The 8,518-nt window shown below is 70.9% G+C and carries 11 protein-coding genes, 1 tRNA gene and 1 pseudogene; 6 read left to right on the top strand and 7 right to left on the bottom strand.

Annotated elements, in window-relative coordinates; all coding sequences use genetic code 11:
* Together FVA95_RS21190 and FVA95_RS21185 are read left to right on the top strand one after the other, a co-directional pair.
* Window positions 1-503 (top strand): transposase (locus FVA95_RS21190; RefSeq protein WP_193564393.1); only part of this gene is annotated, 503 nt, incomplete at its 5' end.
* A 36-nt stretch (window positions 504-539) separates the two neighbouring features.
* Entirely contained in the window at window positions 540-785 is a 246-nt protein-coding gene (locus FVA95_RS21185; RefSeq protein WP_240051640.1) for a hypothetical protein, read from the top strand.
* Window positions 786-799: 14 nt separating this feature from the next.
* Here the strand turns inward: FVA95_RS21185 and FVA95_RS21180 are convergent, their stop codons facing one another.
* Window positions 800-2,011, bottom strand: coding sequence for a cytochrome P450 (locus FVA95_RS21180; RefSeq protein ID WP_149665721.1), 1,212 nt, complete (start codon window positions 2,009-2,011; stop codon window positions 800-802).
* Window positions 2,012-2,082: 71 nt separating this feature from the next.
* Between FVA95_RS21180 and FVA95_RS21175 the strand changes: the two genes are divergently transcribed.
* Window positions 2,083-2,685 carry a TetR/AcrR family transcriptional regulator gene (locus FVA95_RS21175; RefSeq protein WP_205015922.1) on the top strand — a complete coding sequence of 201 codons (603 nt, stop codon included), beginning with the start codon at window positions 2,083-2,085 and terminating at the stop codon, window positions 2,683-2,685.
* 34 nt (window positions 2,686-2,719) lie between these two features.
* Window positions 2,720-3,145 carry a PPOX class F420-dependent oxidoreductase gene (locus tag FVA95_RS21170; protein ID WP_149665719.1) on the top strand — a complete coding sequence of 142 codons (426 nt, stop codon included), beginning with the start codon at window positions 2,720-2,722 and terminating at the stop codon, window positions 3,143-3,145.
* A 343-nt stretch (window positions 3,146-3,488) separates the two neighbouring features.
* On the opposite strand, the pseudogene FVA95_RS33110 reads toward FVA95_RS21170, so the two are convergent.
* Window positions 3,489-3,644, bottom strand: a pseudogene (locus tag FVA95_RS33110) (type II toxin-antitoxin system HicA family toxin); the annotation flags it as partial.
* A gap of 65 nt (window positions 3,645-3,709) precedes the next feature.
* Complete coding sequence (locus FVA95_RS21155; protein ID WP_020625202.1) at window positions 3,710-3,928, bottom strand: type II toxin-antitoxin system HicB family antitoxin; 219 nt, start codon at window positions 3,926-3,928, stop codon at window positions 3,710-3,712.
* A gap of 167 nt (window positions 3,929-4,095) precedes the next feature.
* Between FVA95_RS21155 and FVA95_RS21150 the strand changes: the two genes are divergently transcribed.
* Window positions 4,096-4,695, top strand: a complete 600-nt coding sequence (locus tag FVA95_RS21150) for a DUF4352 domain-containing protein (protein ID WP_161992380.1) — start codon at window positions 4,096-4,098, stop codon at window positions 4,693-4,695.
* A 179-nt stretch (window positions 4,696-4,874) separates the two neighbouring features.
* Here FVA95_RS21150 and FVA95_RS21145 read toward each other — a convergent pair.
* Window positions 4,875-4,946 (bottom strand) — tRNA-Asn (locus FVA95_RS21145).
* A 174-nt stretch (window positions 4,947-5,120) separates the two neighbouring features.
* Here FVA95_RS21145 and FVA95_RS21140 point away from each other — a divergent pair.
* Window positions 5,121-5,318 (top strand): hypothetical protein, encoded by a 198-nt coding sequence (locus FVA95_RS21140; protein ID WP_020625200.1) that lies wholly within the window; start codon window positions 5,121-5,123, stop codon window positions 5,316-5,318.
* 50 nt (window positions 5,319-5,368) lie between these two features.
* On the opposite strand, the gene FVA95_RS21135 is transcribed toward FVA95_RS21140, so the two are convergent.
* From FVA95_RS21135 to dnaG, 3 genes are read right to left on the bottom strand one after another with little or no spacing between them, the layout of a single operon-like run.
* Entirely contained in the window at window positions 5,369-6,139 is a 771-nt protein-coding gene (locus FVA95_RS21135) for a trans-aconitate 2-methyltransferase (RefSeq protein ID WP_149665717.1), read from the bottom strand.
* A complete protein-coding gene (locus tag FVA95_RS21130; RefSeq protein ID WP_149665716.1) occupies window positions 6,136-6,648 on the bottom strand; it encodes a hypothetical protein in 513 nt (170 codons plus the stop codon). Before FVA95_RS21130 ends, FVA95_RS21135 begins: the two co-directional genes overlap by 4 nt.
* The gene (gene dnaG / locus FVA95_RS21125) at window positions 6,645-8,513 is read right to left on the bottom strand and encodes a DNA primase (RefSeq protein WP_149665715.1); all 1,869 of its coding nucleotides are present in this window, start codon (window positions 8,511-8,513) and stop codon (window positions 6,645-6,647) included. Before dnaG ends, FVA95_RS21130 begins: the two co-directional genes overlap by 4 nt.
* Between the last annotated feature and the right edge of the window lie 5 nt (window positions 8,514-8,518).

Genomic DNA, 8,518 nt, shown 5'->3' with positions numbered 1-8,518 from the left:
TGGAGAACGTGTGGCCCCAGGCGATCGTGCAGACCTGTGTCGTGCACCTGATCCGCAACTCACTGCGCTTGACTTCACGGCGTGACACCGACGCCGTCAAACGCGCCATCCGAGCTATTTACACCGCGTCCACCGCCGATGCCGCTGCAGCCGCGCTGGATGATCTCGATGACGAGTGGGGGCGAGCCCATCCGGCGATGATACGTTTGTGGCGTAACGCCTGGACCGAGTTCATGCCGTTCCTCGACTACGACATCGAGGTCCGGAGGGTGATCTGTACGACGAACGCGATCGAATCGTTGAACGCCCGCTACCGGCGAGCGGTCCGAGCGCGAGGGCATTTCCCCAGCGAGCAGGCCGCGATGAAATGTCTGTACCTTGTCACCCGCAGCCTCGACCCGACCGGACGAGGCCACACCCGATGGATGATGCGCTGGAAGCCAGTCCTCAACGCCTTCGCCATCACTTTCGGTGACCGCTGGCCGGGCGCCGAGCACTACTGACAACATCGCCGGAACCACCGTTCTCGTTACAGACCCGTGCTGTCGGAGCGCAGCCCCGAGTTCGCCGCCCTGTGGGAGCTGCACGAGGTCGGACGCCGGTTCGCCGACCACAAGACGCTGCTGCACCCGGAGCTCGGCGAGCTGGAGGTGGACTGCCAGGCGCTGTTCACCGAGGACCGGTCCCAGGCGCTGCTGGTACTCACCGCCGCGCCGCGCAGCGAGACCGAACGGCGCCTGGAGCTGCTCCGGGTGATCGGCAGCGAGCAGTTCAGCGCGGGCTGATCACCCGGCGCCGGTCACGGGTGCAGGCGCACCGGGAGCGCCGTGAGCGAGTGGATCAGCGTGCTCTGCCGGTGCTGCCCGGGGGCGCCGGCGAGCGTCATGTCCGGGAACCGCGCGAGCAGCGTCCGGAACGCGACGTCGGCCTCCAGGCGGGCCAGCGGTGCGCCGAGGCAGTGGTGGATGCCGTAGCCGAACGCGAGGTGCCCGGAGGTGTCGCGGTCGGGGTCGAACCGCTGCGGGTCCGGGTAGCGCTCAGGGTCGCGGTTGGCCCCGATCAGCGAGACGAGCACGACCTCGCCGGCCGGGATCGTCACCCCGGAGTACTCGACGGGCTCGTCGGTGAAGCGGATCGTGGCGAGGTTGACCGGGCCGTCGTACCGGAGGAACTCCTCGACTGCCTGCGGCACCCGGTCGGGGTCGGCACGCAGCCGGGCGTGCTGGTCGGGGTCGCGCAGCAGTGCCAGCACGCCGTTGCCGATGAGGTTGACCGTGGTCTCGTGCCCGGCGACCAGCAGCAGGAACGCCATCGCGGTGACCTCGGTGGGGCTGAGCGAGTCGCCGTCCTCCGAGGCACGGACGATCTCGGACAGCATGTCGTCGCCGGGGTGGGCGGACTTCTCGGCGACGAGCGCGGACAGGAACTGCGCCATCGACGCGGCGGCCGCGCCACGCTCCTCGTCGGGCCCGCTGGAGAGCAGTAGGTTCGACCAGTGCCGGAAGTCCTCACGCCGGTCCCCCGGGACACCGAGGATCTCCGAGATGACGGTCATGGGCAGTGGGAAGGCGAAGTGGTCCAGCAGGTCGAGCTCGGGGCCCGCCTGCTCGGCGGCGTCGGCGAGCTCGGTGGCGATCTGCTCGATCCGCGGCCGCAGCCGGGCGATCGCCCGGACGGTGAACGCCCGTCCGACGAGCTTGCGCAGCCGGGTGTGGTCCGGCGGGTCGGCGTTGAGCATGTGCGCGACGAGGGAGTCGGCGAACTGGCGGATCGAGGTCGCGCCCTGGCGCTGCAGCACCTCCGGCAGCCGGCGGGAGTCCTTCTGCAGTCGCGGGTCGTTGAGCGCGGCACGGGCGTCGGCGTAGCGGGTGATCATCCAGAAGGTCAGCCCGTTCGGCCCGGTCGCGCGGACGACCGGGCTCTCGTCGCGCAACCGGCGGTAGAGCTCGTCGGGATCGTCGAAGAAGTCCTGGTCCAGCCGTACCGGCCGGGTGTCGTGGTCGATCGTCATCGTCCGCTCCTCGCACTGGGTGTCCTCGACACTCGCCAGGATTGCACTCATCGTGCAAAAATGCACGCGTGATGAAACGGACGGAGCGGCCGTCGGCCCGCGAGCGGAACCGGCGGTCCATCCTGGACGCCGCGCAGGCCGTGCTGCGTGAGAACCCGGACGCCTCGCTCGACGAGGTCGCGGCCCGCGCCGGGGTCGTGCGGCGCACCCTCTACGGCCACTTCACCAGCCGTCACGACCTCGTGGTCGCACTCGTCCGGGCGGCGTCGGCGGACTTCGTCGAGAAGGTCGGCGAGGTCGACCCCGACGCGGCCGACCCGGCCGTCGAGCTCGCGGCCACCCTCCTGCGCACCTGGAGCACGTCGCGGCGCTACGGCCCGGTCATCGCGCTGGCCCGCCGCACCGCCGACGACGAGGTCCGCGCCGCGATGGGCCCGTTCCACACGATCATGATCCGGCTGCTGGAGAACGGGCAGCGGGCCGGTGTGTTCTCCCGGCACGCCGCGGCCCCGGTGCTGGCCGAGGTCCTGCAGGCCGGGTCCCTGGCCTACATGCGAGCTGCACAGGAGGGGCGGTGGGACGGCGACGAGACCGACGTCGCCCTCGGGCACCTGCTGACCCTCGGGATGCCGGAGGCCGACGCGCGGGCCGCGGTCGCGCGAGCCACGTCTTGACCTGAAGCGCCGTTCAGGTCCTAGAGTCGCCGCCATGTTCACCGACGAAGAGATCGCCTACCTGCGCAGCCAGCGGATCGGGCGGCTCGCCACCGCCCAGCCGGACGGGACGCTGCAGGTCAGCCCGGTGGGGTTCGGTGTCAACACGACGCTGGGCACCATCGACATCGGCGGCCACGGGATGGAGCACAGCCGCAAGTTCCGCAACGTCGCCGCGAACGGGCAGGTCGCCTTCGTCGTCGACGACGTGCTGTCGACCGACCCGTGGCGGGTGCGGTTCGTTGAGATCCGGGGACGGGGCGAGGCGCTGACCGAGCCGACGGACTCCGCGGGGCAGTCGCCGGGGTCGAACGCGATCATCCGGATCCGCCCGAGGCGGATCCTCACCCTCGCGCTGTCACCCGAGGAGCAGCAGGTGGATCCGCACGAGGCGGGGATCCGGGCGCGCGGCGTGGGGTGAGGGCCGCTGCGGCATCGCGTCGATCCCACTGCAACGGGACGCGCTCGGTGTGGTCGGGAACCACCTCCGGGCGGGTCGGGTGGTCGACAACGAGCCACAGCGGTGGCGGGTCCGGAAAGACGTCGGCCCCCGGATCCGGTCAGACGAGCTTCCTGGGGATCGATCGTGGGACGGTGCCCGGATCGAGCTGCGCTCTCGGATCCGGGTCCATCGCGACAATCTGCGGACCCTGTGCACCAGGTCCGCAGCGAGGAGGCCGTTGCCGGTGCCGACGTCGAGAGCTGTCTGGGCGCCACGTGGCACCGCGTCCAGGACCAGCCGGTGGTAGTGGATGTTGTGTGCCTCAGCTGAGCAGGTCCAGGAACTCCGAAGCGCTGAGTCCGGCCTGCCGCAGAACGGAGCCGAGAGTGCCCCGGACGATCTCGCGGTGCAGCGGAACGATCACGACTCTGCCGTCAGGGTGGCGGAGCTTCGCGTGGCTGCCCTTGGTCGAGCGGTGCTCGAAGCCCGCTCATTCGAGCGCCTGGACGACCTGCTTGCCGGAAACCTGAGGAAGGGCTGGGCTCACGCCGGGATGCGGATCTCGATCGGAGTCACGAGCGGGTGTTCGAAGGAAGCCGGCACCTCGTCGTCCTCGAAATACAGCTCCAACGCCTCACGGAGGTTGGCCAGCGCCTCGTCGACCGTCTCGCCCTGGCTGGCGACCTCGATCTCCAGGCAGCGGGCGACGTACCACTCGCCGTCCTTCGCGACGGCGGCGGTCAAGGTGCGAGCGGTGTCCATGTGCCGAGTGTACGGCCCGAGGAGAGCGAGGTCGGCCCTTGCGGAGGACGAGCCCGCGCACTCCAGGTCGACTGTTCATCAAGAGTGACGATCGAGGACGGAGGGCGGTAATGAGACAGCAAAGCCTGCCGACAGGCGGAGTGATCGCCTCACATCACGGAGTAGTCATGCGTGCCGCGTCCGTCGTCGTCCTCCTCGCCTTGCTCCTGCTCGCGGGATGCAGCGCCGAGCCCCCCTCGAGCACCGGGAGCCCCGCCACCACTGCGTCAGCAGCGCCGGTCACAACCAAGCCAACCCCGACCGCTCCACCCTCGGCGAGCATCGGTCAGACAGTGAGCAACCGTGGCATCACCTTGACCGTGACCGACGCCCGCGCAGTCGACTCAATCCAGATGAACGAGTCCAATTTCCGACCGGGTTCGGGCTACGAGAAGTACACGAAGACGACGCCACAGGCAGGCGGCCGATTCGTCTCCGTCACCGCGCACGTCGTCAACAACGCCAAAGTGGGCCTCGACCTCACCTGCAGCCTGCCGATCAACACCAAGCTCGTCGACTCGCAACAACGCAACTTCGACGCCATCGACGACCTCTACAAGCTCAAGGGCAACCCTGAGTGCAACGATCAGCTCCAGCCGGGCTTTGAGGCCGACATGACCTGGGTCTACCTCGTGCCGCAGAGCGCCAAGGTCATTGGCTGGGGCTTCCAGGACACCACCGACTTCTCGGGCACGGTCGACTTCACCACGGTCCGCTTCGACGCCTGATCCGAGTGGTCCCGCCCCTTCCTCGTCGTACTGGCTGAACCGCCCTGGTGGCCGCGACCGGAGCCAAGAAGGTCCTGGAGGTCCTGGAAAGACGTCGACCCCCGGAACCCATTGGTGTGGGTTTCCTGGGGGTCGATCTTGATTCGCCAACCGGATCACGTCACTGACCTCGGGAGATGCTCCTCCGATTGGACTCGAACCAATAACCGCCCGATTAACAGTCGGGTGCTCTGCCATTGAGCTACGGAGGACCGTTCATGCCGCTCCAGGTGGTGTTCCCGGCGACGAGAAGAACTCTACAACACCCCGCACCGTCGTCTCGCAACCCCCCGTTCGGCCGCTGTTCCCGCAGGTCGGAGCCCCATCCGGGTGGCGGTCGGGCAGCGCCGGCGGTCCGGGTACGGTCGCGGTCGGAGGTGAGGGGAATGGTCAGATTCCTCGTGGGTGTCGCCGTCGGGTACGTCCTCGGCACCAGAGCCGGTCACGAGCGCTACGAACAGCTCGTCCGCGCCTATCACCGGGCAGCCGACCACCCCGCGGTGCAGGGCGCCGCGGGCATCGCTCGGGCGGGCGTCGAGGGCGCGATCGACAAGGTGCGCGGGGGCCAGAACACCGGGCGCTGAGGCCCGCCCCGTCCCATGACCCCCGTCCCGGGGGCGCGGGACGGGGCGGCTCAGCGTGTACGGGCGACCGCGAAGACGCGGCGGAACGGGAACCAGGTGCTGCCGTCGGCGCTCGGCGGGTAGGCCGCGCGCAGCCGAGGAGCGAGCTCGCGGACGAACGCGTCGTAGGCGTCGTCGTCGAGGGCGTCGCGGACCGGGCGCAGGGCGGTGCCGGAGATCCAGCGCAGGACCGGGTCCTCGCCGTCGAGCCGCTGCAGGTAGGTCGTCTCCCACACGTCGACGTCGGCGCCCGTGGCGGCCAGGAGGTCGGCGTAGCCGAGCGGGTCGAGCACGGTCCCGTCGCCGCGCAGCACGATCCGGTCGCGCCAGTGCGGCAGCGAGGCGACCTCGCGGGTCAGCACGTGCGAGGGCGCGTCGAAGTTGCCGGGGACCTGCACCGCGATCCACGCACCGGGCGCGAGCGCGGCCGTCCAGCGGCGCAGCACCTCGGGGTGCTCGGGCACCCACTGCAGCACCGCGTTGGACACGAGCACCCCGGTGTCACGGGGCGGGGTCCAGTCGCGCACGTCGACCTGCGCGGCGTCGACGCCCGCGGCCCGGGCCGCGGCGACCATGTCCGGGGAGGAGTCGAACGCCTCCACCGTCGCCGTCGGCCAGCGGTCGGCCAGCAGCCCGGTCAGGTGGCCGGGGCCGCAGCCGGCGTCGACGACCCGGGACAGGCCCGGGTCGGGCTCCCCCACCCGGGCCAGCAGGTCGAGGAACGGGCGGGAGCGGTGGTCGTCGAACGCGCGGTAGAGGGCGGGGTCCCAGCTGGTGCTCACGGGTCCTCCGGCAGACGGGCTGCGATGCCCTCGGCGAGGCGGCGCGCGGCGACGGGGTCGGTGCCCGGGTCGGGTCGCACCTGGAGGACCAGTCCGTCGCGGCCGGGGACCCGGCGCTGCAGCACCCAGGCCCCTCCCCCGGGAAGCTCGCGCCGGTTGCGGGTGCGGATGGACTGGGTAACCCGTTCCTGCACCGCCTGCGGCACCTTCCCCGGGTCGGTGAGCCGGAACCGCAGCGGGCGTCCGTCGGCCAGCAGCTCGGTGCCGGGGACGATCTGCTCGGCCGAGGTCGGCGTCACGACCAGACTGACCTTGTCCCAGGTGGCCTTCGCGATCTCGTGCCAGCCCAGCCGCTCACCGCCGGGGGGCCAGATCCCCCACGAGGTGACCACGAGCATCCCGTCCGGGACCTGCGCGGTCGCGACGACGGCCTCGGAGTCGGCGAGGGCGTCGGCGACCGTGTCGGGCACCGGCTCACGCCCGAGCAACCGCGCCCAGAAGCCGGTCACGACGCGACCCCGGAGGCCTGCTCGCGCAGCTGGATCTTGTACTGCTCCAGCGGGACGAGCACCCCGAACAAGTCCATGTACTCGTCGTGGTCGGTCTCGGCGTTGGTGCGCTGCAGCTGGGACTTGAGGTCGGCGATCTCGCGCTCGACCAGGCCGAGCCGGACCCCGGCGAGCACGCCGTTGACGTAGCGGACCTCGTCGGTGTTGCGCTTGGGGAGCTCCAGGTCCTCCACGGCCAGCTCGCTGACCAGGCGTTTCACGTCGTCGCCCGCACTCTCGGCGACGACGGCGTCGAGCCAGTCCGACCCGTCCAGCCCGGCGCACACCCCGCCCGCGGCCATGATCGCCCGGTGCACCGCGGCCAGCTGCGGGTGGGTGAACCCGGCCTCGGGCAGCTCGTCGAACGCGGGGCCCACGACGCCGGGGATCTGCAGGGCCGCCTTGAGCGCCTCGCGCTGCAGGTGCAGCTGGGTGTCGTCGCGCTTGGGGGCGGGCAGCGGGGCACGACGCCGGGAGCGGCCCCCCTCCGGCGGCACCCCGGCGCTCTCGCGCACCCGGCGCACGACGACGGCGATGTCGTCCCAGCCGACCCAGCCGGCGAGCCGGCGCGCGTACTCGTCCCGCAGGTCCTCCCGCTTGATCTGCGCGACCAGCGGGACGGTCCGCTGCAGCGCGGCGACCCGGCCCTCGGCGCTGGCGAGGTCGTGGCTGCGCAGCTCGGTGCGGATGGCGAACTCGAACAGCGGCTCACGACGGGCGACGAGGTCCCGCACGGCCGCGTCGCCGTGGTTGTTGCGCAGGTCGCAGGGGTCCTGACCGTCCGGTGCGACGGCGACGAAGGTCTGCGCGGCGAAGTTCTGGTCGCCCTCGAACGCCTTCATCGCGGCGCTCTGGCCCGCCGCGTCGCCGTCGAAGGTGTAGATGACCTCCCCGCGGTCGAAGGAGTCGTCGCCGATCAGCCTGCGGATGACCGAGACGTGCTCGGTGCCGAACGCCGTGCCACAGGACGCGACCGCCGTGGTCACCCCGGCCAGGTGCATCGCCATCACGTCGGTGTAGCCCTCGACGACGACCACCTGCCGGGTCTTCGCGATCTCCCGTTTGGCCTGGTCCAGGCCGAACAGCACGTGGGTCTTGCGGTAGACCGGCGTCTCGGAGGTGTTGAGGTACTTGGCCTCGATGCCGTCGTCGTCGAACAGCCGGCGCGCGCCGAAGCCGACCACGTCGCCGCCCAGGTCTCGGATCGGCCACAGCAGGCGCCGGTGGAAGCGGTCGATGGCGCCGCGACGGCCCTCCTTGGAGATGCCCGCCTTGATCAGCTCGTCGAGCTGGTAGCCCTGGGAGAGCAGGTGCTTGGTGACGGCGTCCCAGCCGGCCGGGGCGTAGCCGCAGCCGAACTTCTCCGCGGCGGCCTCGTCGAACCCGCGGTCGGCGAGGAACTGCATCCCGGCCCGTCCGGCGGGGGTGCGCAGCTGCTCGGCGTAGAACGCCTGGGCCTTCTTGTTGATCTCCAGCAGGCGACTGCGGGTACCGCGGTCGCGCTGCACCGAGGAGCCGCCGCCCTCGTAGGTGAGCCGGACCCCGCACCGCTCGGCGAGCCGCTCGACGGCCTCGGGGAACCCGATGACCTCCATCTTCATGACGAAGTCGATGACGCTGCCGTGCTCACCGCAGCCGAAGCAGTGGAACGTGCCGTGCGAGGGGCGGACGGTGAACGACGGGGACTTCTCGTCGTGGAACGGGCACAGGCCCTTCAGCGAGCCCGCCCCGGCGCGGCGGAGGGCCACGTACTCCTCGACGATCTCCTCGACCCGCGTGCGGTTGCGGACCTCGGTGATGTCGGCGTCCCGGATCCGTCCTGCCACGACGG

The organism is Pseudonocardia sp. EV170527-09, assembly GCF_008369905.1.
GTDB lineage: Bacteria > Actinomycetota > Actinomycetes > Mycobacteriales > Pseudonocardiaceae > Pseudonocardia.
The sequence above is the reverse complement of the archived record's forward strand: the minus strand, read 5'-3'. Positions and strand labels throughout refer to the sequence as shown.

Bases quoted from the DNA above. Each gene is read 5' to 3' on its own strand.
- FVA95_RS21140 (WP_020625200.1), top strand. From the start codon at position 5,121: ATGGTCAGATTCCTCGTGGGTGTCGCCGTCGGGTACGTCCTCGGCACC.
- FVA95_RS21155 (WP_020625202.1), bottom strand. From the start codon at position 3,928: ATGGACACCGCTCGCACCTTGACCGCCGCCGTCGCGAAGGACGGCGAG.
- FVA95_RS21175 (WP_205015922.1), top strand. From the start codon at position 2,083: ATGAAACGGACGGAGCGGCCGTCGGCCCGCGAGCGGAACCGGCGGTCC.
- FVA95_RS21150 (WP_161992380.1), top strand. From the start codon at position 4,096: ATGCGTGCCGCGTCCGTCGTCGTCCTCCTCGCCTTGCTCCTGCTCGCG.
- FVA95_RS21170 (WP_149665719.1), top strand. From the start codon at position 2,720: ATGTTCACCGACGAAGAGATCGCCTACCTGCGCAGCCAGCGGATCGGG.
- FVA95_RS21180 (WP_149665721.1), bottom strand. From the start codon at position 2,011: ATGACGATCGACCACGACACCCGGCCGGTACGGCTGGACCAGGACTTC.